The 23961-nt window shown below is 53.0% G+C and carries 20 protein-coding genes, 1 pseudogene and 1 riboswitch; of the genes and pseudogenes, 13 read left to right on the top strand and 8 right to left on the bottom strand.

The window, feature by feature from the left end:
* Window positions 1-13: 13 nt before the first annotated feature.
* Window positions 14-991: an elongation factor P--(R)-beta-lysine ligase gene (gene epmA / locus ACN28R_RS21665; RefSeq protein ID WP_048637294.1), complete on the bottom strand. Its 978-nt coding sequence runs from the start codon at window positions 989-991 to the stop codon at window positions 14-16.
* Between the two features lie 531 nt (window positions 992-1522).
* Here epmA and frdA point away from each other — a divergent pair.
* Genes frdA through frdD form a run of 4 tightly spaced genes read left to right on the top strand, consistent with a single transcriptional unit; the run spans window position 1523 to window position 4829 of the window.
* Window positions 1523-3319: a fumarate reductase (quinol) flavoprotein subunit gene (frdA, locus tag ACN28R_RS21660; RefSeq protein WP_048637293.1), complete on the top strand. Its 1797-nt coding sequence runs from the start codon at window positions 1523-1525 to the stop codon at window positions 3317-3319.
* Window positions 3312-4049 (top strand): succinate dehydrogenase/fumarate reductase iron-sulfur subunit, encoded by a 738-nt coding sequence (locus tag ACN28R_RS21655; RefSeq protein WP_048637292.1) that lies wholly within the window; start codon window positions 3312-3314, stop codon window positions 4047-4049. Before frdA ends, ACN28R_RS21655 begins: the two co-directional genes overlap by 8 nt.
* A 13-nt stretch (window positions 4050-4062) precedes the next feature.
* Window positions 4063-4458 carry a fumarate reductase subunit FrdC gene (gene frdC / locus ACN28R_RS21650; RefSeq protein ID WP_048637291.1) on the top strand — a complete coding sequence of 132 codons (396 nt, stop codon included), beginning with the start codon at window positions 4063-4065 and terminating at the stop codon, window positions 4456-4458.
* Window positions 4459-4472: 14 nt separating this feature from the next.
* Entirely contained in the window at window positions 4473-4829 is a 357-nt protein-coding gene (gene frdD / locus ACN28R_RS21645; RefSeq protein ID WP_048637290.1) for a fumarate reductase subunit FrdD, read from the top strand.
* Between the two features lie 565 nt (window positions 4830-5394).
* On the opposite strand, the gene ACN28R_RS21640 is transcribed toward frdD, so the two are convergent.
* Both ACN28R_RS21640 and efp read right to left on the bottom strand, forming a co-directional pair.
* Window positions 5395-5526, bottom strand: a complete 132-nt coding sequence (locus tag ACN28R_RS21640; RefSeq protein WP_048637289.1) for an entericidin A/B family lipoprotein — start codon at window positions 5524-5526, stop codon at window positions 5395-5397.
* 170 nt (window positions 5527-5696) lie between these two features.
* Window positions 5697-6263: an elongation factor P gene (gene efp / locus ACN28R_RS21635; RefSeq protein ID WP_048637288.1), complete on the bottom strand. Its 567-nt coding sequence runs from the start codon at window positions 6261-6263 to the stop codon at window positions 5697-5699.
* Between the two features lie 40 nt (window positions 6264-6303).
* Between efp and epmB the strand changes: the two genes are divergently transcribed.
* On the top strand, window positions 6304-7335 hold the full coding sequence (gene epmB / locus ACN28R_RS21630; RefSeq protein WP_095835432.1) for an EF-P beta-lysylation protein EpmB: 1032 nt from the start codon (window positions 6304-6306) through the stop codon (window positions 7333-7335).
* Between the two features lie 59 nt (window positions 7336-7394).
* Here the strand turns inward: epmB and ACN28R_RS21625 are convergent, their stop codons facing one another.
* A complete protein-coding gene (locus ACN28R_RS21625; RefSeq protein ID WP_048637286.1) occupies window positions 7395-7739 on the bottom strand; it encodes a DUF4156 domain-containing protein in 345 nt (114 codons plus the stop codon).
* A gap of 454 nt (window positions 7740-8193) precedes the next feature.
* On the opposite strand from ACN28R_RS21625, the gene ACN28R_RS21620 reads away from it, so the two are divergent.
* Window positions 8194-9588, top strand: a complete 1395-nt coding sequence (locus ACN28R_RS21620; protein WP_236840256.1) for a capsule assembly Wzi family protein — start codon at window positions 8194-8196, stop codon at window positions 9586-9588.
* Window positions 9589-9651: 63 nt separating this feature from the next.
* Here ACN28R_RS21620 and pgi read toward each other — a convergent pair whose 3' ends face one another.
* Window positions 9652-11301, bottom strand: a complete 1650-nt coding sequence (pgi, locus tag ACN28R_RS21615; protein ID WP_048637284.1) for a glucose-6-phosphate isomerase — start codon at window positions 11299-11301, stop codon at window positions 9652-9654.
* A 170-nt stretch (window positions 11302-11471) separates the two neighbouring features.
* Window positions 11472-11665, top strand: a riboswitch (Lysine riboswitch).
* A gap of 119 nt (window positions 11666-11784) precedes the next feature.
* On the opposite strand from pgi, the gene lysC reads away from it, so the two are divergent.
* Entirely contained in the window at window positions 11785-13146 is a 1362-nt protein-coding gene (gene lysC, locus ACN28R_RS21610) for a lysine-sensitive aspartokinase 3 (RefSeq protein WP_048637283.1), read from the top strand.
* Window positions 13147-13211: 65 nt separating this feature from the next.
* Here lysC and rhaR read toward each other — a convergent pair whose 3' ends face one another.
* The gene (gene rhaR / locus ACN28R_RS21605) at window positions 13212-14093 is read right to left on the bottom strand and encodes an HTH-type transcriptional activator RhaR (protein ID WP_048639776.1); all 882 of its coding nucleotides are present in this window, start codon (window positions 14091-14093) and stop codon (window positions 13212-13214) included.
* A gap of 81 nt (window positions 14094-14174) precedes the next feature.
* Window positions 14175-15005, bottom strand: a complete 831-nt coding sequence (gene rhaS / locus ACN28R_RS21600) for an HTH-type transcriptional activator RhaS (protein ID WP_048637282.1) — start codon at window positions 15003-15005, stop codon at window positions 14175-14177.
* A gap of 340 nt (window positions 15006-15345) precedes the next feature.
* Between rhaS and rhaB the strand changes: the two genes are divergently transcribed.
* The 6 genes and pseudogenes from rhaB (at window position 15346) to ACN28R_RS21570 (ending at window position 21674) form a co-directional block, all read left to right on the top strand.
* On the top strand, window positions 15346-16818 hold the full coding sequence (gene rhaB / locus ACN28R_RS21595) for a rhamnulokinase (RefSeq protein WP_095835870.1): 1473 nt from the start codon (window positions 15346-15348) through the stop codon (window positions 16816-16818).
* Window positions 16815-18074 (top strand): L-rhamnose isomerase, encoded by a 1260-nt coding sequence (gene rhaA / locus ACN28R_RS21590; RefSeq protein WP_095835430.1) that lies wholly within the window; start codon window positions 16815-16817, stop codon window positions 18072-18074. The genes rhaB and rhaA overlap by 4 nt, the downstream gene beginning before the upstream one ends.
* 21 nt (window positions 18075-18095) lie before the next feature.
* Window positions 18096-18920 (top strand): rhamnulose-1-phosphate aldolase, encoded by an 825-nt coding sequence (gene rhaD, locus ACN28R_RS21585; protein ID WP_048637280.1) that lies wholly within the window; start codon window positions 18096-18098, stop codon window positions 18918-18920.
* A gap of 318 nt (window positions 18921-19238) precedes the next feature.
* A pseudogene (locus ACN28R_RS21580) lies at window positions 19239-19466 on the top strand (L-threonine dehydrogenase); the annotation flags it as partial.
* Window positions 19463-19777: an L-rhamnose mutarotase gene (rhaM, locus tag ACN28R_RS21575; RefSeq protein WP_048637278.1), complete on the top strand. Its 315-nt coding sequence runs from the start codon at window positions 19463-19465 to the stop codon at window positions 19775-19777. The pseudogene ACN28R_RS21580 and the gene rhaM, both read left to right, overlap by 4 nt.
* A 442-nt stretch (window positions 19778-20219) precedes the next feature.
* Window positions 20220-21674, top strand: coding sequence for a DASS family sodium-coupled anion symporter (locus tag ACN28R_RS21570; protein ID WP_095835429.1), 1455 nt, complete (start codon window positions 20220-20222; stop codon window positions 21672-21674).
* Window positions 21675-21751: 77 nt separating this feature from the next.
* Here the strand turns inward: ACN28R_RS21570 and foxA are convergent, their stop codons facing one another.
* On the bottom strand, window positions 21752-23857 hold the full coding sequence (foxA, locus tag ACN28R_RS21565; RefSeq protein ID WP_095835428.1) for a ferrioxamine B receptor FoxA: 2106 nt from the start codon (window positions 23855-23857) through the stop codon (window positions 21752-21754).
* Window positions 23858-23961: the final 104 nt, after the last annotated feature.

Here is a 23961-nt window from a genome sequence, read left to right as displayed (position 1 = left end):
GGGAGACGTCACGTCAGGAACGTTCAACGGAGAAAGCGATCACGTCGCTCAGTTTTTCCGCGCCCAGCGCCAGCATAATCAGGCGATCGACGCCCAATGCCACCCCTGAACACTCTGGCAATCCATGCGTTAACGCGGCCAGCAGATTCTCATCGATAGGTTGCTGAGTCAGTCCCAGGGCGGCGCGCTTGCGGTTGTCCTGTTCAAAACGCTGACGCTGCTCATCGCTATCGGTTAATTCACGGAAGCCATTCGCCAGTTCGATGCCTTTGAAATAGACTTCAAAGCGCTCGGCGACCCGATGGTCCTCGGTACTGATTTCAGCCAGTGAAGCCTGCGTCGCCGGGAAATGGTAAACAAACGCCGGCTTATCGCCGCCGATATTCGGCTCGACGCCAAAAGTAAACAGCATCTGTACTAATGCATCGCGGTCTTCTTCACGGTGGGCGATGTCGCCCAGGCCTAGCTTCTCGGCAACTTCACGCAGTTGGGCTCTATCCGCCGTGAGAGGATCGGTGTCCAGATGACGTAAGAAAGCCTGCTGATACGAGAGCATTTCCGCGCTTTCACACTCCAGCACCTGCTGCAATAAATCATCGACTTCATTCATCAGGCGATACATATCATAGTGCGGGCGATACCATTCCAGCATGGTAAATTCCGGGTTATGGTATCGGCCGGATTCTTCATTGCGGAAGCTGCGGCATAGCTGAAAAATAGGACCGCTGCCCGCGGCCAGCAGGCGTTTCATGTGGTATTCCGGGCTGGTCATCAGATACAGCGTCATCCCATCCGAAGCCCCCGGCCCGACAAAGCGGGTCTGAAACGGGCACATATAGACGTCCGTTACCGTAGCCCGGCTCATCGCGGGCGTTTCAACCTCCAGTACCCCGCGATCGGTGAAAAAACGCCGGATAGCGGAGACTATCGACGCGCGCTTTAACAAAGTAGCGACAGAGGCGCTGGGTTCCCAGCTTGCCGTTTCGCTCATGGTTACGACTCCAAAATCAAACGAGTGGTGCAGTCTACCCGCATCAAAAAAAATTTACAGGATAAAAAAACGGCTGGAACGTTTTTTGACGCCGCGCGCGGCGGCTCAGTGGGCAGCGGCCAGGATAGTCCCGTGATCAATTGTCAACAGGGCGGAATGTTGGCTTGTTTAGAGGATTAGCATAATTTATATTCAGTGAAAGATTTTCTTATATCGCGTGTAAAAGAGTTATTAAAGAAATAAAATCATTATTTCCATGAAAATAAGCCTTTCGATCACGTTTTTATAAGTTATTCCAGTACACCATGAAAAAACTGCAAAATGCTGGATCACATCAAATTTCATATGAATCTAATTCGGTATAATCATTTCCACACAAAAAATAGAGGTTTATCTATTTCTTAATATGTCCATAAATCATTTTTTATGTGGCTTAATACGCTAATAATTAAGCAGATATATAAAGGCTGAGATAAATAGGCGTTATTTTATTATTTTAACTTAATTAACTTAAGTAACTGGAGGAATGCAGTGCAAACCTTTAATGCCGATTTGGCCATTATCGGGGCCGGGGGCGCTGGCTTACGAGCGGCAATTGCTGCTGCTGAAGCAAATCCCCAACTGAAAATTGCGCTGATCTCGAAAGTCTACCCAATGCGTAGCCACACCGTGGCGGCAGAAGGCGGATCAGCAGCGGTAACTCAGGACCACGATAGCTTTGATTACCATTTCAACGACACCGTTTCCGGTGGCGACTGGCTGTGTGAACAAGATGTTGTTGATAACTTCGTTCATCACTGTCCTGAAGAAATGATCCAGTTGGAACAATGGGGCTGCCCGTGGAGCCGTAAGCCAGATGGTTCTGTTAACGTTCGCCGTTTCGGCGGAATGAAAATAGAACGGACCTGGTTTGCTGCTGATAAAACCGGCTTCCATATGCTGCACACTCTGTTCCAGACTTCCCTCAAATACCCACAAATCCAACGTTTTGACGAACATTTTGTTCTGGATGTTCTGGTCGATGACGGTCATGCCCGCGGTGTCGTCGCCATCAATATGATGGAAGGCGAACTGGTGCAGATCCGGGCGAATGCGGTGATTATCGCCACTGGCGGCGCCGGTCGCGTCTACCGTTATAACACCAACGGCGGCATTGTTACCGGCGACGGTATGGCCATGGCGTTCCGCCACGGCGTGCCGTTGCGCGATATGGAATTCGTACAGTATCACCCAACCGGCCTGCCGGGTTCCGGTATCCTGATGACCGAAGGTTGCCGTGGCGAAGGCGGCATCATGGTCAACAAGGATGGCTACCGTTATCTGCAGGACTACGGTATGGGACCGGAAACCCCGCTGGGTCAGCCCAAGAATAAATATATGGAGCTGGGTCCGCGCGACAAAGTCTCGCAGGCTTTCTGGCATGAATGGCGTGCCGGCCGCACCATTTCCACCCCGCTGGGCGATGTGGTCTACCTCGATCTGCGCCACCTCGGCGAGAAAAAGCTTAAAGAACGTCTGCCGTTCATCTGCGAACTGGCAAAAGCCTATGTTGGCGTCGACCCGGTTAAAGAGCCGATCCCGATTCGCCCTACTGCGCACTACACCATGGGCGGTATCGAAACCAACCAAACCTGCGAAACCCGCATCAAAGGTCTGTTTGCGGTCGGCGAATGTTCGTCCGTCGGTCTGCATGGCGCTAACCGTCTGGGTTCCAACTCTCTGGCTGAGTTGGTGGTATTTGGTCGTATCGCGGGTGAACATGCCGTTCAACGTTCCCAGGAAGCGGCGCCGGCCAACGGCAGCGCGCTGGATGCGCAAACCCGGGATATCGAACAGAGCCTGCATGGTCTGATGAAACAAGAAGGGACTGAAAACTGGTCGAAAATCCGCGATGAGCTGGGCTTATCAATGGAAGAAGGCTGCGGTATTTACCGTACCACGGACCTGATGCAAAAAACCGTTGATAAAATCACCGAGCTGAAAGAGCGCTTCAAACGGGTAAAAATCACCGACCATTCCAGCGTGTTCAATACCGATCTGCTCTACACCATCGAATTGGGCCACAGCCTGGATGTTGCGGAATGTATGGCGCATTCGGCCATCAACCGTAAAGAATCCCGCGGTGCTCACCAACGTCTGGATGAAGGATGCACCGAGCGTGACGACGTTAATTACCTGAAGCATACGCTGGCTTTTTATAACCCTGAAGGTGGCCCACGTCTGGATTACAGCGATGTGAAAATCACCAAACTGCCCCCAGCTAAACGTGTCTATGGCGCCGAAGGGGACGATCAGGATAAAAGCAAGAAGGAGCAGGCGAATGGCTGATGAAATGCAAACCCTAAAAATGGAAGTCATGCGCTATAACCCTGAACAGGACAGCGCGCCGCATTTTGAGACGTTTGACGTTCCATACAATAAGCAGACTTCCTTACTGGATGCGTTGGGTTATATCAAAGATAACCTGGCTGCCGATCTCTCTTACCGCTGGTCCTGCCGTATGGCAATTTGCGGCTCATGCGGCATGATGGTGAACAACGTCCCCAAGCTAGCCTGCAAAACGTTCCTGCGCGATTATCCGAACGGATTGAAGATTGAAGCACTGGGTAATTTCCCAATCGAACGCGATCTTGTCGTTGACATGACCCACTTCATTGAGAGCCTGGAAGCCATCAAACCTTATATCATCGGTAACGATCGTAAACCTGCGGATGGCACGAACAAACAAACGCCGGCTCAAATGGCGAAATACCACCAGTTCTCCGGCTGCATCAACTGCGGTCTTTGCTATGCCGCTTGTCCGCAGTTCGGCCTGAACCCTGAGTTCATCGGTCCGGCCGCGATCACGCTGGCGCACCGTTACAATCTGGATAACCGCGATCACGGTAAGAAAGAGCGTATGCCGCAGCTTAACGGCAGCAACGGGGTGTGGAGCTGTACGTTTGTAGGTTACTGCTCAGAGGTTTGTCCGAAGCATGTCGATCCTGCCGCCGCTATTCAGCAAGGCAAGGTTGAAAGTGCGAAGGACTTCATGATCGCTATGCTGAAACCACAATAAGGGAGGGACAATAATGACATCCAAACGTAAAGCGTATGTCCGCGACATGTCGCCATCCTGGTGGAAAAAGCTGGGTTTTTACCGCTTTTATATGCTGCGTGAAGGTACGGCCGTGCCTGCTGTCTGGTTCAGCATCGTACTGATGTGCGGTGTATTCTCTCTGAAGAATGGTCCGGAAAGCTGGGCGCACTTTGTTGGCTTCCTACAGAATCCACTGGTGCTGCTCATCAATATCATCGCCTTGCTGGCCGCGGTGCTGCAAACCAAAACCTGGTTTGACCTGGCGCCGAAAGCCTCCAACATCGTGGTGAAAGACGAAAAAATGGGGCCAGAGCCGATTGTTAAAGGGCTTTGGGTAGTCACCATTGTAGTAACGCTGGTCATTCTGGCTATCGCCTTACTATTCTGATCAGGAGGAATAACGTGATTAATCAAATGCCAAAACGTTCCGATGAACCGCCTTTCTGGGGATTATTCGGCGCAGGTGGTATGTGGAGCGCCATTTTCTCTCCGGTTATCATCTTGTTGGTCGGTATTCTGCTGCCACTCGGCCTGTTCCCGGAAGCGCTGAGCTATGAACGCATCATCGCGTTCAGCCAGAGTTTTATCGGCCGTGTATTCCTGCTGCTGATGATTATTCTGCCCATCTGGTGCGGCTTACACCGTATTCACCACTCTATGCACGATGTGAAAATTCACATTCCCGCCGGGAAATGGGTTTTCTATGGTCTGGCGGCTATCTTGAGCGTCGTCACCATTATTGGCGTGGTCACGCTGTAAACTGATTGCTCTGCAATTAACGGTCTGCCCTGTGCAGGCCGTTTTTAATTGTGTCACCTGCAGTCTCACAGAAATAATTCAGAGACGTATCTTATACGCAATATGGGTTTTGTTACGTGAACGAGTCATTCTCATGGATGAGCTTTATTATCGTGGCGGCAATATATAGCGCCATGGCAGGGAAAATTTCCCCGCCTCATCGAAAAGAGCAATTATAGCGCTATTTTTTTGCTGGATACTGTATGGATATCTATTCCAATTTAAAACATTCACGCTATACATGCCTTTATTTGGCATCGCCTATGGCGCGTTGTTGTATTTACTTAGCCGGTGGAGAAAGTCCATACCTGCCGGGGGCTATATGAGGATTTATTATCTCATGCCTGTTCTCTCTTTCTCTCAAGCCTTAATTAGATTTACCGGAATATAATGGCGCAAATGGATGGGAAAAGCCTTTTTCAACCAGCATTATTCTCGTAATAGGAAAACGGAAAGAGAACGACTGTTTTCATATTACGGCTTTTCCCATTTAACGTCAGAGACATATGTTAATGATGAGTTGAGCTTACTGTGCGCTACGCTGTATCGCCTTCCCACCGGATTCAACATCCTGCCCAATGCCGCGCGTTGTGTTACATCCAACGACGGCGGATAAGATTAATACAGAGAAAATAGCAACCAGGCTTTTCTTTAACATCATCAATTCCTTCTTAATGAAGAATAAACGTTTTAGCGATCGGCAAAGCGATCCCTTTAAGCATAGTCAAAATTAGCGGCGTTAGCGGATTTTTTAGATTAATGGCGTTTCGGCGGATTCAGGCGAAAAAAAACCGCCAGAAATGGCGGCGGCTTTTTTCAAAAAGCGGATTATTTAACGCGAGATACGTATTCACCTGAACGGGTATCGACTTTAATCACTTCGCCGATCTGCACGAACAACGGCACTTTAACCACTGCGCCGGTGGTCAGCGTCGCAGGTTTACCGCCCGTACCGGCAGTGTCGCCTTTCAGGCCCGGATCGGTATCGACAATTTCCAGTTCCACAAAGTTCGGTGGCGTTACGGCGATAGGCTGACCGTTCCACAGCGTTACAATGCACTCGGCCTGATCGAGCAGCCATTTAGCATTGTCGCCAACCGCTTTTTCATCCGCGGCTAATTGTTCGAACGTTTCATTGTTCATGAAATGCCAGAACTCGCCGTCGTTGTACAAATATGTCAGGTTCATATCCACAACATCAGCGCCTTCGGCGGAATCGGTGGATTTGAAGGTTTTTTCAATCAGTTTACCGGTCAGTAAACGACGCATTTTCACACGAGCGAAAGCCTGGCCTTTACCCGGTTTAACGAACTCGCTCGATTCGATAGCGTAAGGCTCGCCGTCTAACATGATTTTAAGACCGGAACGGAAATCGTTGCTAAAATAAGTCGCCATAAAGGCCCTCTATAAATTGATACTGGTACTAAGCCAAAAAATGGCACACATTGTAACCCTAAATATACCTTCCAGAGAAGATTGGTTGCAGCAACTTGCGGACGTAATTACCGATCCTGACGAATTACTGCAACTTCTGGCGCTGAATCACCATGCCGAGCTTCGGCAAGGGTCTGATGCCCGTAGACTTTTCCCCCTGCGCGTACCACGCGCGTTTGCTGCCCGCATGCAAAAGGGAAATGCGCGGGATCCGCTTCTATTACAGGTTTTAACCGCACGCGAAGAGTTCATTGCCGCGCCGGGATTCACTCACGACCCATTGGATGAACAGCATAGCGTGGTGCCGGGATTGCTCCACAAGTACCACAATCGAGCGCTGCTGCTGATCAAAGGCGCCTGTGCGGTTAACTGCCGCTATTGTTTCCGCAGACATTTTCCCTATCAGGAAAATCAGGGAAATAAATCAAACTGGCGTCAGGCGCTGGAGTACATACGGCAACATGCCGAACTGGATGAAATCATTTTTTCCGGCGGCGATCCGTTGATGGCAAAAGACCATGAGCTTGACTGGCTGATAACCGAACTGGAAAAAATTCCTCACCTGAAACGCCTGCGCATCCACAGCCGTTTACCGGTGGTCATTCCGGCACGCATCACTGAAGCGTTGTGCCAACGCCTGTCACAAACATCGCTTCAGGTGTTGCTGGTCACACATATTAACCATGCGCAGGAAATCGATCCTGATTTAACACAAAGTATGGTTCGTTTACGCCATGCGGGCGTCACACTGCTGAACCAAAGCGTCCTGTTGCGCGGCGTTAATGACAACGCGGATACGCTGGCAGAGTTAAGTAACGCCCTGTTTGATGCCGGCATTCTCCCCTACTATCTCCACGTACTGGATAAAGTTCAGGGCGCCGCGCATTTTCTGGTCGGTGATGAGGAAGCGCGCACGCTGGTCAAAACGCTACTGACGAAAGTATCTGGCTATCTGGTTCCCCGTCTGGCGCGGGAAATTGGCGGTGAAGCCAGTAAAACACCGTTGGATTTAGGGCTGAAGCAAAGCCAGTAGGCAGATAAAACCAAACCCGGCGAACATTCACCGGGCCGTCGTGCCGCGGCTATATTGTCCTACGGGCATTTATAAACGGTGCCGACCATCTTGCTGTCCAATGGAACAAAATTCGACAATAAGGTTGAGCTCGGGCTGGTCGCGCCATAGATGGTATTCCCACCCATGGCCGCCGCTTTATTGCGTAAATCATTCGCTGCGCCACGCATCGAACTGCCGTCATTATTATTGCCGGATAACCAGTTTTGCTGGCTGCCGCTGACCTGGCCGATCAATTGGCATTCGTTGCCCGGCTTCGTATCCGTAAACGTCACCGCTTGCCCTGCGGAGCTTAGCTGATTGGCTGTACTGCATCCTGCCAGTAACACGGCAGCAGAAAGACCGAGTAATATGCGGGTCCTCATTTTCCCCTCCATGATATTAAAATACAAAATACGCCGGGATTCATCGTCCTGCGATGCAAGATTTCTGACTACACCCATTGTTATAAATGCCACTATCACATTTTATACCTTAAAAGCCAACGAAGATGATTCATCGTTCAATGAACTGATAGTAAATGAAAAAATATTGCCGAGTCTTAGGTTCCCACCCAGGCGCAAGGTTAGGTCTTGTCTGAAAAGGCTATAAATCAAGTAAGGCGCATATTAATAACCGGATTAAAAGCGCAGTTTTACATAAGCTATAGCTGTTCCTGCCTGTTATACACACTCTCCATGGCCAATCTGTCGAATTAAACAACGGAACACACGATTTCGTTTAATTCTTTAATAAAACGAGAAATAGCAGGCCAACGTCTTGCCATTTAAGGACATCGATAATATGTGCACAAAAAAAATATTACTGACGGCCGGCTGCATGTTTCTATGCGTATCGGTCAGCCAGGCCTCTGGCTTAATTACCACAGATAATACCCTTCGTAACGATCTGGCATGGCTTTCAGATCGCGGCGTAATTAACGTTAGCCTCTCCACCTGGCCGCTCAGCCAGGAAGAAATAACCACCGTTCTTGCAAAGGCGAAACCCGTTACCAATACGGAAAAGAATGTGATTAGCCGGGTTGAGCAGCGTATCAACAACCTGAAAGCCAATGTTCGCATTACTGGCTATACCTCGACCGACAAACCGGGGCTACCGCAGGGCTTTGGCGGCACCCACGCCAGAGATCATGCCCTTTCCGTCGCCGCTGGAGCCAGTGATGAGTTCTGGGATGTCAACCTTAAAGGCACCGTCGAAGGCGACCAACGCATTAAGGATCAATCCCGCTGGAATATGGACGGCTCCTACGGCGCGGTTAAAATTTTCAATCAATGGCTGTCATTCGGCAAAGTCGCCCAATGGTGGGGGCCGGGCTATGATGGCAGTTTAATCCGTTCGGATGCCGCGCGTCCGGTCACCGGTTTTATACTACAGCGAGCCGATCAATCGCCCTTTGAAACACCGTGGCTTTCCTGGATAGGCCGCTGGCAGTATCAGCTTTCCGCCGGTCAGCTTGAACAATACTACGCCGTGCCTGAAACCAAGCTGATCGGTGGACGACTGACGCTCATGCCGACCGATTTCATTGAACTCGGCGCCTCGCGCATTATGATGTGGGGCGGAGAGGGCCGGCCTCAGTCATGGGGATCGTTCTGGGACGGCGTCGCTGGGAAAGATAATACCGGTAGCGAAAACGAACCAGGCAACCAGTTGGCGGGCTTTGACTTTAAGCTGAAACTACAGCGGTTAACCGGCCTGCCCGTCAGCGTGTACGGCCAATTGGTCGGTGAGGATGAAGCAGGCATGCTGCCGTCTCAAAACACGTATCTTCTCGGTCTGGAAGGCCATCCTGAATGGGGAACCTCCACCATCAACTGGTACGTTGAAGGCGCAACCACTCGTGCAAATGATTCCCGCTTAAACTATATCTACGCTCACCATATCTATAAAGACGGTTACTACCAGCAGGGTTATCCATTAGGGCACGCCATGGGAGGCGATGGCCGGATACTCTCCGGGAAGGTGGAACTGGCGCTGGATGACGGACAACGCTGGAGCACCCGCGTCACTTACGCCAGGGTGAATCCGAACGATCAGAGTATCAATAAAGCCTTCCCGCAGTCCGATACGCTGAAGGGCGTCGAGTTGGGCTGGGGTTATGACTTCCAGTCAAAGGTGAAGTTTGATACCAGCGTGTGGTACACCGATAGCAATAACAGCAGCAGCGACGATCTTGGCGCCGGGCTGAGTGTGGAAATACCGATTAATCTTTGATTGTCGTACGACGGCGCAACATGAAAAAGGCGGGTAATTCCCGCCTTTTTCGCTATTGACGACTTAAGCGCGCCATTGTTTGAAACGGTTAATCAGGCCGTTGGTCGAACTGTCATGGCTGCTGACTTCTTTTGCATCTTGCAGCTCTGGCAAAATACGGTTCGCCAACTGTTTACCCAATTCCACCCCCCACTGGTCAAACGTGAAGATGTTCAGGATGGCGCCCTGGGTAAAGATTTTGTGTTCGTATAGCGCGATCAACAAGCCCAGGCTGTACGGCGTGATCTCACGCAGCAGAATAGAGTTGGTCGGACGGTTGCCTTCAAAGACTTTGAACGGCGCAACGTGTTCAACCTCTTTCGCCGTTTTACCGGCGGCGGCAAACTCGGCTTCCACCACGTCGCGGCTCTTGCCGAACGCCAGCGCTTCCGTCTGCGCGAAGAAGTTAGACAGCAGTTTGCTGTGATGATCGCTTAACGGATTGTGGCTTATCGCCGGCGCGATGAAATCGCAGGGAACCAGTTTGGTGCCCTGATGGATCAGTTGATAAAACGCATGCTGGCCGTTCGTTCCCGGCTCGCCCCAGATAATCGGGCCGGTTTGATAATCAACCGGATTGCCGTTGCGATCGACATATTTACCGTTGGACTCCATATTCCCCTGTTGGAAATAGGCGGCGAAACGATGCATATATTGGTCGTACGGCAGAATGGCTTCCGTTTCGGCGCCGAAAAAATTGTTGTACCAGATACCGATTAATGCCAGCAGCACCGGCAGGTTTTGCTCCGCAGGGGTGGAGGCGAAGTGTTTGTCCATGGCATGAGCGCCGCTGAGCAGCTGTTCAAAATTCTCAAATCCCAGGGAAAGGATGATGGACAAACCAATCGCCGACCACAGGGAATAACGTCCGCCGACCCAGTCCCAGAACTCAAACATGTTGTCGGTATCAATGCCAAAATCGCCGACGGCTTTGGCATTGGTAGACAGTGCGGCAAAGTGTTTCGCCACATGTTTTTCGTCTTGCGCGGTTTTCAAGAACCAGTCACGCGCGCTGTGCGCATTGGTCATGGTTTCCTGCGTGGTAAAGGTTTTGGACGCCACCAGGAACAGCGTGGTTTCAGGATTAAGCGGCTTCAGCGTTTCAGCGATATGCGTGCCGTCAACGTTGGAGACGAAATGCATATTCAGATGATTTTTATACGGTTTCAGCGCTTCAGTCACCATATACGGGCCCAGATCGGAGCCGCCGATACCGATGTTAACCACGTCGGTAATCGCCTTGCCGGTATAGCCTTTCCATTCGCCGCCGATGACGCGTTCGCTGAATTTCTTCATTTTTTCCAGAACGGCGTTCACCTCTGGCATCACGTCTTTGCCATCAACCAGAATCGGCGTGTTGCTGCGGTTACGCAGTGCGACGTGCAGTACCGCACGGCCTTCGGTCCGGTTAATTTTTTCGCCGGCAAACATAGATTTAATCGCGCCGGCCAGATCGGTTTCCCGCGCCAACGCCTGAAGTTTCTCCAAGGTTTCCGCCGTAATGCGGTTTTTAGAGTAATCCAGCAGCATCTGATCGCCGAAAGTGGCGGAAAAATGCTCAAAACGCTGACTATCCTGAGCAAATAAGTCTTTGATCTGCACATCTTTCATCACGTCAAAATGCTGTTGTAATGCTTGCCATGCGGCGGTTTGGCTTGGATTGATATTTTTCATAACAATGATCTTCTCTCCGAGAATAAAATCAAAAATCGCTTATTCGATTGTATCCCGTAAATCGCCAATTGAGATCCCTTTTCTTGATAAATGCACATCTGCGGCGTTTGTTTATTGACAGCCGCGGGAGAACCCGCTATTTGTAACGACGTACTTGCGCTTCCAGCGCGCAAGCCAGAAGAGGCGCGTCGCCCAGGTAAGATATCGGAGGATCCGTAGTCCGCAGATGATATCCGAGGGGGAGCGATGCCGAGATGAAATGAAAATACGGCGTTCACTTCATCGACCGCAGGGGCTGAATCCCCTGGGTTGTCACCCGGTTCGCCCAGAAGGGCGTTCAGCAAGGTGGAGCGCTTCTGGGTGTATCGTAGTTTTGCTTTCTACGCCTGCTCCCTGTTTACCGCTCTTTCCTTGTGCCAAGGCTGATTAATAACCGCTGTTGTTAAAATGAAAACAATAGCCCCCTGCACGAGGTTTTTTTAAATGTCCGAACAAGCCAACCCTACTATTATCGCCAAATTCGGCGGCACCAGTGTTGCTGATTTTGACGCCATGAACCACAGCGCGGATGTTGTGTTGTCCAACCCCGATGTCCGGGTTGTGGTGCTGTCCGCCTCTGCCGGCGTCACCAATTTGTTGGTTGCTCTGGCAGAAGGCCAGAGTCAGGAACAACGTCTTCATCTTCTGGATCAGATTCGTAAAATCCAATATGCCATCATCGATCGGCTGGCGGAACCTGCGGTGATCCGCGATGAAATCGACCGCATGCTTGAGAATGTTACGACGTTGTCTGAAGCGGCTGCCCTGGCGACCTCAAACGCGTTGACGGATGAATTGGTCAGTCATGGCGAACTGATGTCGACGCTGCTGTTTGTTGAAGTCCTGCGCCAGCGTGACGTGATTGCCGAATGGTTTGACGTCCGTAAAGTCATGCGCACCAACGACCATTTCGGGCGCGCGGAACCCGATTGCGCGGCATTGGGGGAACTGACTCGCAGTCAGTTGCAGCCGCGTTTGGATAAAGGATTAATCATTACACAAGGGTTTATCGGCAGTGAAGCCAAAGGCCGGACCACCACCCTGGGACGCGGCGGCAGCGATTATACCGCCGCATTGCTGGGTGAAGCCCTGAATGCCGCCCGTATTGATATCTGGACCGATGTTCCTGGTATCTATACCACCGATCCGCGCGTGGTGCCGGCGGCCAAGCGCATCGATCAGATTATGTTTGAAGAAGCGGCCGAAATGGCGACCTTCGGCGCGAAAGTGCTGCATCCGGCGACGCTGCTGCCTGCGGTGCGCAGCGCTATTCCTGTGTTTGTCGGCTCCAGTAAAGATCCCGCCGCGGGCGGTACGCTGGTGTGCAACAAAACGGAAAACCCGCCGTTATTCCGCGCGCTGGCGCTGCGCCGCAAACAGACGCTGCTCACGCTGCACAGCCTCAATATGTTGCATGCGCGCGGTTTCCTGGCCGAGGTGTTCAGCATTCTGGCCCGTCATAACATCTCGGTGGATTTGATCACCACCTCAGAAGTGAATGTGGCATTGACGCTGGATACCACAGGCTCAACCTCAACCGGCGGCAGCCTGCTGTCCAGCGCGCTGTTGACCGAACTGTCTTCGCTGTGCCGGGTCGAAGTGGAAGAGAATCTGTCGCTGGTGGCGTTAATCGGCAACAAACTTTCTCAGGCCTGCGGGGTGGGCAAAGAGGTCTTCGGCGTACTGGAGCCGTTTAGTATCCGCTTGATTTGCTATGGCGCCAGCAGCAACAACCTGTGCTTCCTGGTTCCCGGCGGCGACGCCGAACGTGTAGTACAAACGCTGCACCGCAGCTTGTTTGAATAACGTTTCCTCATGCCGATATCAGGCGCCGCGTCTGATATCGGCAACAACATTTCCCCTGCGGAAAACTATTCGGTACGCGAGAACGCTTTTTCCTTCTCAGCGGATCGAACGCCACATTGCTGGCGCCACAGCCGCGGCGTCATCCCCGTCTCCTTGGTAAATACCACCGAGAAATAGTTACTGTCCTCGAAGCCGCAATGTACGGCTATCTCGCTGATTAACATGTCATTATGACGCAACAGGTATTTAGCCTGACAAATTCGCAACTGACGCAAATACTGGCCGATCGTCATCCCGGTTTGCTCGCGGAATAGCTGGCGTAACGGGCGTTCTGCCACCTGATGCTGATGGCAGAAGGCTTGAAAGTTAAATGGACTATCGAAACTATTCCCCAGCTCCGCCATCAACAGGTCGATCTTTTCCCCTTCCGCCAGGCGGTCGGCATTCACGGGTTGGTAACGGTGACGACACAACGTAATGGTGAGATTCAGGAACAGGCTTTCCAAAAAGTAGCGGGACAACCGATCGTGCTTTAGGCTTTCATGCTCAATCTGACCAATCACCTGGCGTGCCTGCGCCATGCCATGACTACTCAGCCGCCAGCGGGGATCGCTGCCCTGCGGCAGTTTAGGTTGCAGTAACTCCCGCCAGTCGACATTCAACTGCAGCCGCTCAGGGCAATAGATGATGTTATGCAGGGTCAAATTGTTAACCGATTCGTAGCTGTGACGATCTTCCGCCCGGATATAAAACAGATCTCCACAGGTGATCCGATAAGGCCGGTCATTGAGCACATGCAGACCGTTGCCGTGCCACACCAACACCAATTCGCAAAATTCGTGCGTATGTTCAGCAAAGACGTTTTGCGGATAGCGATCCGCCACCGCCACCGGCTGGGAGGCGGATGCAAAGAAGTCATCTTTTTTCAGGATCAATTGAGCGGTCACGGCAATTACCCCACAAAAGGCCATCAATCATTATCCGCTTTTTTGCCGTAAAAAACGGTGACCCCTTTCGCATTCTTACCGTCAGTTGGCCGTCATGCCCAGACGCATCGCCTGTGGTGAGTGGGAAAACTCACGCTTGAACAAAGTGGAAAAATGATTACTGTCGCCAAAACCACACTGGAACGCGATATCGGTAACATTCTCATCGCTATGCCGCAGCAAATGGCGCGCTTTCATCAACCTCAGCCGATTGAGATAACGTTGAGGCGTAAGGCCGGTCTGCTGTTTGAGCTGCCGGTGTAACGTGCGCAGCGATAGGTTGAACTGGCTGGCGAGCTGTTCCCAGCAAACCGTCTCGGTAAAGTGATCGTCCAGCCAGGCGATCAGGTGATTCAGACGCCCATTGTCGTCATGGACGGCGTCGCCAAAGCTGCTTTTACTCAACAGCACCAGCAACTGCATAAACAGAATTTCGCGCTCGGCGATAGCATGGGTGCCGGCATCATCCCCCAGCGCTTCCAGCCGATCGATAAACCGTTTTATCTGCTGCAACGTGTTCTGGTTAACCCGCCAGTGGGACGGATAATTGCCATCCTGTTCCTGCGGCAGCAATTTATCCAGGCCGGCCAGGAAACAGAACGCGTCCGGCGCGCGGTACAGCACATTGGTCAGACAAAGATTTTCAGTGTGCTCAAACAGATGCCGGTCATAATCGCGCACGAAGCAGATCGAGCCGCCGCTCAGCGTATAAGGCTGGCCGTTAAAGACATGAGTTCCCGTACCATGTTCGACAATCACGATTTCGTAGAAGTCATGATGGTGCTCAGGAAATTCCGGCTGCGGCAACCGCGGCTCAATCGCCACCGATGCGTTGCCGGAAGGGAAAAAATCAACGCTGCGTAAAACGGTCATTATCACCTCCAACACCACCGTAACGTATGGTGAGATAGTAGATAACGATTCTCATCCGTACCTTAAATTTTCGACGTCAAAACACGCAAACTCGGTTCGATTTTCAAGAATGGCCGGAAATTACTCGGAAATGCGGTAGCCGTCACAGGTGGAGATGCGCCACATGAAGTCACTTTTTGTGAGGTTACTCACGTTCACCTTTGTCCCTTTGCCAACCACGCAGAGGAAATGTCAGTAACATGAAGGCCGGCGCAGAAGGATATTTTTAGACTGATGGGCAGTGATTGATATCAGGATACCCATTATGCCCTTCCGCCCCAATGAGGCCCCACGACCCAATATATCCTCGCGACATTGTGTCGCCGTTGACCTGGGCGCGTCCAGCGGACGCGTCATGCTCGCCTGTTACGACAGCAAACGTAACAATCTGGTATTGCGGGAAATCCACCGCTTCGCCAACTGTCTGGAATCGGTTGACGGTCATGTCGCCTGGCAGGTGGACGAGCTGGAAAATGAAATCCGCTGCGGATTGCAGAAAGCCTGCGACGAATATCCCTCCATTGACAGCATCGGCATCGACACCTGGGGTGTCGATTATGTGCTGATCGATCGCGACGGAAACCGCGTCGGTTTGCCGATCTCCTACCGCGACAACCGTACCGATGGCGTGATGGATCGCGCGCAGCAGGAAATTGGCCGCGATGAGATTTATCGCCGTAGCGGTATTCAGTTTCTGCCGTTCAATACGCTTTATCAATTCCGCGCCCTGGCAGAGCAACAACCGGGATGGCGTGAACAGGCGGCCCATGCGCTGCTCATCCCGGATTATTTCGCTTTCCGCCTCACTGGCGCGCTGAATTGGGAGTACACCAACGCCACCACCACTCAAATGGTGAATATCCACACCGACGCTTGGGACGAGCGCCTGCTCGGCTGGGCGGGGATTCCATCACGCTGGTTTGGCGCCCCTACGCCGCCCGGCAACGTTATCGGCCATTGGGTAAATCGCGCGGGCGATAAGATCCCGGTGATCTCCGTCGCCTCGCACGATACCGCCAGCGCGGTGATTGCCGCCCCGCTGGCGGGCGATGATGCGGCCTATCTCTCATCCGGCACCTGGTCGCTGATCGGCTTTGAAAGCCGGACCCCGTACACCAGCGCCAAGGCGCTGGCCGCCAACATAACCAACGAAGGCGGTGCGGAAGGCCGCTATCGGGTGTTGAAGAACATTATGGGGATGTGGCTGCTGCAACGGATCGCCAAAGAGATGGCGGTATCCGATCTTGACGATCTGATCCAGCGCGCCCGGCTGATCCCCGTTTGCCGTTCGGCGATCAACCCCAATGACGATCGTTTTATCAACCCGGAAAACATGAGCCGGGAGATCCAGGCCGCGTGCCGCGAAAGCCGCCAGCCAATCCCCGAAACCGACTGCGAACTGGCTCGCTGTATTTTTGACAGCCTGGCGCTGTCGTATGCCAGCGTGCTCAATGAACTGGCTGAACTTCGCCATAAACCGTTTACCGCGCTGCACATTGTCGGCGGCGGCAGCCAGAACCATTTTCTCAATCAACTGTGTGCCGATGCCTGCGGTATTCCGGTGATTAGCGGACCGATTGAAGCCTCCACGCTGGGCAACATCGGCTGTCAGTTGATGGCGTTGGGTGAAGTCGCCAATGTCGACGCGTTGCGCGCGCTGATAACCAAAAATAGCGAACTCCACCACTTTTCCCCCCATACCGAGAGTGAAATTGCCCGTGTTGTCGCGCAGTTTCAGCAAAACCGTCAAACAAGTAAGGAGCGTTGTGCATGATCACTCATATCAATCAAGCCTGGGAACTGGCGAAAATACGTTTTGCCGCCGTCGGCGTCGATGCCGAGGAGGCGATGCGCCAGCTCGATCGTCTGCCGGTGTCGATGCACTGCTGGCAGGGCGATGACGTCGCCGGATTTGAAAATCCGGAAGGTGACCTGAGCGGCGGCATCCAAGCCACCGGCAACTACCCAGGCAAAGCGCGCAACGCGACCGAGCTCCGCGCCGATCTCGACCGGGCGCTAAGCCTAATCCCCGGCCCAAAACGGTTGAACCTGCATGCGATCTATCTGGAATCCGATAGGCCCGTCGCGCGCAACGAAATCAAACCCGAACACTTTAAAAACTGGGTGGAATGGGCCAAAGACAACAAAATGGGGCTGGATTTTAATCCGACATGTTTCTCCCACCCGCTGAGCGCCGACGGCTTTACGCTGTCGCACGCCAATGATGAAATCCGCCGGTTCTGGATTGAGCACTGCCAGGCCAGCCGCAAAGTCTCCGCCTATTTCGGCGAGCAGCTCGGCACGCCGTCGGTGATGAACATCTGGATCCCGGACGGCATGAAAGATATCACCATAGATCGCCTTGCCCCGCGCCAGCGTCTGCTTGCCTCACTGGACGACATTATTGCCGAGAAACTTAACCCGGCGCACCACATCGACGCGGTAGAGAGCAAACTGTTCGGCATCGGCGCCGAAAGCTACACCGTCGGCTCCAACGAGTTTTACCTTGGTTATGCCGCCAGCCGCCAGACCGCACTGTGCCTGGATGCCGGCCATTTCCACCCGACGGAAGTGATCTCCGACAAAATTTCCAGCGCCATATTGTACGTACCGCGTCTGCTGCTGCACGTCAGCCGCCCCGTTCGCTGGGACAGCGACCATGTGGTACTGCTGGATGATGAAACCCAGGCCATCGCCAGCGAGATTATTCGTCACGATCTTTTCGATCGCGTGCATATCGGCCTCGACTTTTTTGATGCCTCCATCAACCGTATCGCCGCCTGGGTCATCGGCACCCGGAATATGAAGAAAGCCCTGCTGCGCGCGCTGTTGGAGCCGACGGCGCAACTCCGTCAACTGGAGCTGGAGGGCGATTACACCGCCCGTTTGGCGCTGCTCGAAGAACAAAAATCGCTGCCGTGGCAGGCGGTGTGGGAAATGTATTGCCACCAGCATGATGCGCCGGCCGACGCCCAATGGCTGAACGACGTACGTCGCTATGAAAAAGACATCCTGAGTCAACGCGGTTAATGCCACAAGGAAACTGAGACTATGCAGAACATCCTCAACGCCTGGTTTGTAGAAGGCATGATTAAAGCAACATCGGACGCCTGGCTGAAAGGCTGGGATGAGCGCAACGGCGGCAACATTACCCTGCGTCTAAGCGCGGACGATATCGCCCCCTATCAGGCGGATTTTCATCAACAGCCGCGTTACATCGCGTTAAGCCAGCCGATGCCGGATTTGGCCGACACGCCGTTTATCGTTACCGGCTCCGGCAAATTCTTCCGCAACGTACAGCTTGATCCCGCCGGTAATCTTGGCGTGGTGCGGGTAGACGGCAATGGAACCGGCTACCACATTTTATGGGGACTGGAGAACGATGCGGTGCCGACGTCTGAACTGGCGTCACACTTCCAGTCGCACAGCGTGCGCATGAAAGCGACCGGCGGTAAAGATCACGTGATCATGCATTGCCACGCGACCAACCTGATCGCCCTGACCTACGTACTGGAAAACGACTCCGACATTATCACCCGCAAGCTATGGGAAGGCAGCACCGAGTGCCTGGTGGTGTTCCCGGACGGCGTGGGCATTCTGCCGTGGATGGTGCCGGGCACCGACGAAATCGGCACGGCGACCGCTAACCAGATGTCCAGGCATTCACTGGTACTGTGGCCATTCCATGGCGTATTCGGCAGCGGACCGACGCTTGATGAGACATTCGGCCTGATCGATACCGCCGAGAAATCCGCCGAGGTACTGGTGAAAGTGATTTCCATGGGCGGCATGAAACAGACTATCAGCCGGGATGAACTGATTGCGCTTGGTAAGCGTTTCGGCGTTACGCCGCTCGCCAGCGCCTTGGAGCTTTAATCAGCCGCGCCGTTGACTCTCCAACATCATTCGCCGTTCACCAGGCGGTAGCGGAATGTCCCCCAGACGACGGATTACCACCGCGCCTGGGGAACGAAGGTCTGATGCCGCTCGCCGTAATTTCTTTGTCCATCTTCACGTACCGGCTGATGCGGCGCAAACGCGGAATACGCCGGCGGTGTTGCGCATCGCAGGCTCTGCATTAATACGTTTAAGGAGATATTGATGAGTTTTATGTTGACACTACCCAAAATAAGTTTTCACGGCGCGGGCGCCATTGGCGATATGGTGAAACAGATTACAGGGAACAAATGGGGCAAGGCGCTGGGGGCGAATACGCAGGGAATGAGCGAAGAGCAGGCCATTGAGGCGATCCGCGCGCTCTCGGCCCGCGTGGGGATCCCCTCCGGCTTCAGCCAATTGGGCATCAAAACCAGCGATATTGAAGGCTGGCTGGACAAAGCGCTGGCCGATCCGTGCGCCCCATGTAACCCGCGCGTCGCCTCGCGTGAAGAGGTGCGCGCGCTGTACCTGGAGGCATTATGATCCGCAAAGCCTTTGTCATGCAGGTGAATCCCGACGCCCACGAGGAATACCAACGTCGTCATTCGCCGATTTGGCCGGAGCTGGAAGCCGTTCTTAAACAGCACGGCGCTCATCACTATGCCATTTATCTCGACGCTGAACGCCATCTGCTTTTTGCCACCGTCGATATCGAGTCGGAAGCGCGCTGGGAAGCCGTCTCCCAAACCGAGGTTTGCCAGCGCTGGTGGAAATCAATGCGCGATCTTATGCCGAGTAATCCGGATAACAGCCCGATAAGCCAGACGCTGAAAGAGGTCTTTTACCTGAAATAACGCTTCCTTTTCGTCTTATCATCCCAATACGGCGACAAATATTTGTCGCCGTATTTCCTCTGCGCGCGCTGTAAACACGCCAGTGAAACTATGCGCCGGTTAACATCCGACCGGCAAAAATTTCCATCCCCCCAAGCAAAGAAATGTGACAATAAAGTTGGTTTTACTTTAAAAAAGATAAGACCAATTATTCATTACGCATCCATACTTCCCTCTATTTCCCGTCTAAAATATAAGGGTTTCAGGCATAGCAAAGGGAGCTGAAATGATTCAGCGCAACGAATAGTTACTTAACTAATAATATTTCTAAAAACGTATCTAAATCAATAATCGCACTGTTTTCTCTCACTCCTATTCGGTATAGGAATATCCTCTTAGAGTCCTATATATGCTGTGAACCATAGGCTAAATAATTCTTCAGATATGTAGTAAGGAAAGGGGAATGAAGACCAAAACGTCATACGGCCTGAACTGGCTCCCGTTAATAATTATTCTGATTATCGCCAGCATTTTCTGGCAACTCTCGCCACCAGAAGGTCTTAGTCTCGCAGCCTGGCATTCGGCTGTTATTTTCGTCGCCACCATTATTTGTATTGTGGCCAACGTACTGCCCATCGGGGCGATTGGTATCATCAGCATCACCATCTTCGCCCTGACCTATGCCGCCGGCGACAAAACCGCCAGCGGCGCAATACAAACCGCGCTCAGCGAGCTTAACAGTTCGCTGATCTGGCTGATCGTCGTTGCGTTTATGATTGCCCGCGGCTTTATCAAGACCGGGCTCGGCCGCCGCATCGCATTACAGATGATCCGTCTGTTGGGGAAGCGCACGCTTGGGCTGGCTTACGGCCTGGCATTCGCCGATTTGGTGCTCTCCCCCGCCATGCCAAGCAATACCGCACGCTGCGGCGGCATCATTTACCCGATCGCCGACTCGCTTTCACGCAGTTTCGACTCAAGACCGGATGATGCATCACGCAGTAAAATCGGTACGTTTCTCATTACCTGTATCGGTAACGTCAACGACATTACCGCGTCCATGTTTATGACCGCTTATACCGGCAACCTGCTGGCGATAAAACTGGCGGCCAACGCCGGCGTCAACATCACCTGGGGAAGCTGGTTCCTGGCGGCGGTGGTTCCTTGCCTCATCTCCTTGATTCTTGTTCCGTTACTTGTTTACTGGCTGACCAAACCAGAAATTCGCCGTACGCCGGACGCGCCTAAACTGGCCGTCGAAGAGTTAAAGAAAATGGGGCCGATGGCCCGCGGCGAATGGATGATGGCCTTTACCGTGGTGCTGTTGTTGGTACTGTGGATCTTTGGCGATAGCCTGGGCGTTGACGCCACTACCGCATCCTTTGTCGGCCTGTCATTCCTGCTGTTGAGCGGCGTATTACGCTGGGACGATATCAAAAGCGAAAAAGGCGCATGGGATACGCTGATCTGGTTCGCCGCCTTGTTGATGATGGCGAATCAGTTGAAAACACTGGGCTTTACCACCTGGTTCGGCGATGTGATCGGCAACAGCGTCGGCCACATGATGCAGGGCACCAGTTGGGTTCTGGTGCTGCTGTTGCTTAATGCCGCCTATTTCTACACCCACTACTTCTTCGCCAGCGGCAATGCGCAAATCGCGGCCCTGTTCGCCGTATTCCTTGGCGTAGGGATCAACCTGAATATTCCGGCCGTGCCGATGGCCTTTATGCTGGCCTTCACCAGCAGTCTGTACTGCTCGCTGACGCAATACACGCATGCCCGCGGACCGATTCTATTCGGCGCTGGATATGTGCCGACCGCCGTATGGTGGCGAACCGGCTTTATCGTCAGCCTGTTGAATCAGGCCATCTTTATGACGGCGGGTTTGATGTGGTGGAAAGTGATTGGCCTGTACTGATTGTTAGCTGAAAAGAAAATCCGATCAGGCCGGGGCATATCCCGGCCTGTTTCGTTTTAGTGCGGCAAAAGTATAGATTAGAAAGAGTAGGACACGCTGCCTACCACGCTGCGTTCAGCGCCGAAATAGCAGAACTCCAGCGAGTTACAGGCGGCGACATAGCGTTTGTCGGTCAGGTTGTTCACGTTCAGTTGCGCACTCAGTCCCTTCAAGCCGATCTTCGACAAATCGTAGCCGATCGCCATATCCACCAGCGTATAGGATGGCAGCGTATGCGTATTGGCGCGATCGCTGGTCACGCCGTTCACATAGCGTACGCCGGCTCCCAGCGTCAAACCATCCAGCGGGCCGCGACTCACATCATAGCTGGCCCAGGCGCTGGCCTGATTACGCGGCGCGTAAACGGCGCGTTTTCCCTGTTCTTCCGGGCTACTCTTCTTATAGCGGATATCCGTATAGGTGTAGGCCGCCTGCAAGCGCAAATTTTCCGTTAGATGTGTGACGGCTTCCAGTTCCACGCCTTCGGACTCGATTTCCCCCACTGAGCGGTAGGGATCGGTCGGCTGTACTTTCGTGGCGACATTCTTCTGATTAATGCGGAATACCGACATGCTGTACTGGTTTTGCGAATCTTCCGGCTGATATTTCAGCCCGGCCTCCCACTGTCTGCCCTTCATTGGCTCCAGCACGTTGCCGTCTTCGCCGACAAAACTGGTTGGCGTGAATGCGGTGGAATAACTCACGTAAGGCGCAAAGCCGGAGTCAAACAGATAGAGCAATGCCGCTCGGGAGCTAAAATTATCCTTATCCAACTCGCTACGGTTACTCGTGCTCTTATCGATATTGGTCACCTTCACCCGATCGTGGCGACCGCCCAGCGTGAAACGCCAACGTTCCCAGCTCATTTGATCCTGAACGTAGATGCCGGTTTGTTGCAGCTTGTGCTTCTCAAGCGTTGAGGGATACATGATGGTCGGCAACGCGCCATAAACCGGGTTAAAGGCGTCAATATCCGGGAATGCGCCCGACGGCCAGTCCACATCATTATGGCGTTGCTGGTAATCGATCCCCGCCAGCAGACGGTGGTTGACCGGGCCGGTATCAAAGCTGCCGTCGAGCTGGTTATCCAACGTCAGCGCCGAAAGCGCTTCCCGCGAGCCGGAATAGTAACGATAAAGCGAATCGCCGCTGCTCCAGCCATAGGCATAGACCTGATCCAGCCGGACTTTACTCTTCAGATAACGCAGTTTCTGGCGTACCGACCAGCCATTGTCAAAAGCATGTTCGAAGTTATACCCGACCATGTTTTGTTTACGATCGTACTTCTCGTAATTCTCTTCGCCTTCATAGAAATTATTGGAGATTTTACGGCCGTTGTGCGGCACCACGGTGCCCTCATAGGGCAAACCAGAATGGCTGCCGCCTTCCGGATCGCGGTGCAGATAGGCCATCAATTCCAGCCGGGTCCGATCGGAAATACGCCATGTCAGGCTGGGCGCTATAGCATAACGCTCCTCTTTCAGCGGGCCGAACTGGGTATCCGCTTTGCGCACGATACCGCCAAGACGGAAAGCAAAACGGTCATCGTCATCCAGCGGACCGGTCACGTCAAACGCCGCGCCGCGCTGCGCATTATTTCCGGCGAACAGTTTAATCTGACCGCTGCGTTCGAAAGAGGGCTGACGTGAGCTCAGCGCCACAATACCGCCGGGCGAAGCGCGGCCATACAGCACGGATGCCGGGCCTCGCACCACTTCAATGCGATCGAGAAACCAGGGATCGATCACTAAAGAGCTATGGGAGTTGGTATCCCCCATCATTTTCAAACCGTCCAGATAGACGTTATCCAGGCTGCCGTCGGAAAAACCGCGCAGCACCATATAATCAAAACGGTTGGAGGCGCCGATCTGGTTGCTGAACACGCCGGGCGTATAGCTGACGGCCTGACGCACGCTGGTGGCTCCCTGCTGCTGAATCTGATCGCGCGTGATGATGGAAACGGCCTGCGGCGTTTCTATATCCGGCGTCTCCAGCTTGGTGGCGCCGCTTTGCGTTTGCGAGGTAATAACCAGCGTATCTTCCTGCGTGGAGGAAGAGGCGGTTTCGCCCTCGGCCAACGCCGATACGCTCACGCCTCCCGCAATACACCCCACCAACACCGCCAGCCGCGTTTTTCTGAACATGATACTCTCCGCCCAATATTATCTGTAAATAAGAATTATTACCGTTTTGAGCGAAGCAATAGCTATGCACAGTGACAACTTATGTATGCGCAATGACAAAAGCG

The sequence above is a fragment of the Brenneria goodwinii genome (assembly GCF_002291445.1).
GTDB lineage: Bacteria > Pseudomonadota > Gammaproteobacteria > Enterobacterales > Enterobacteriaceae > Brenneria > Brenneria goodwinii.
The sequence above is the reverse complement of the archived record's forward strand: the minus strand, read 5'-3'. Positions and strand labels throughout refer to the sequence as shown.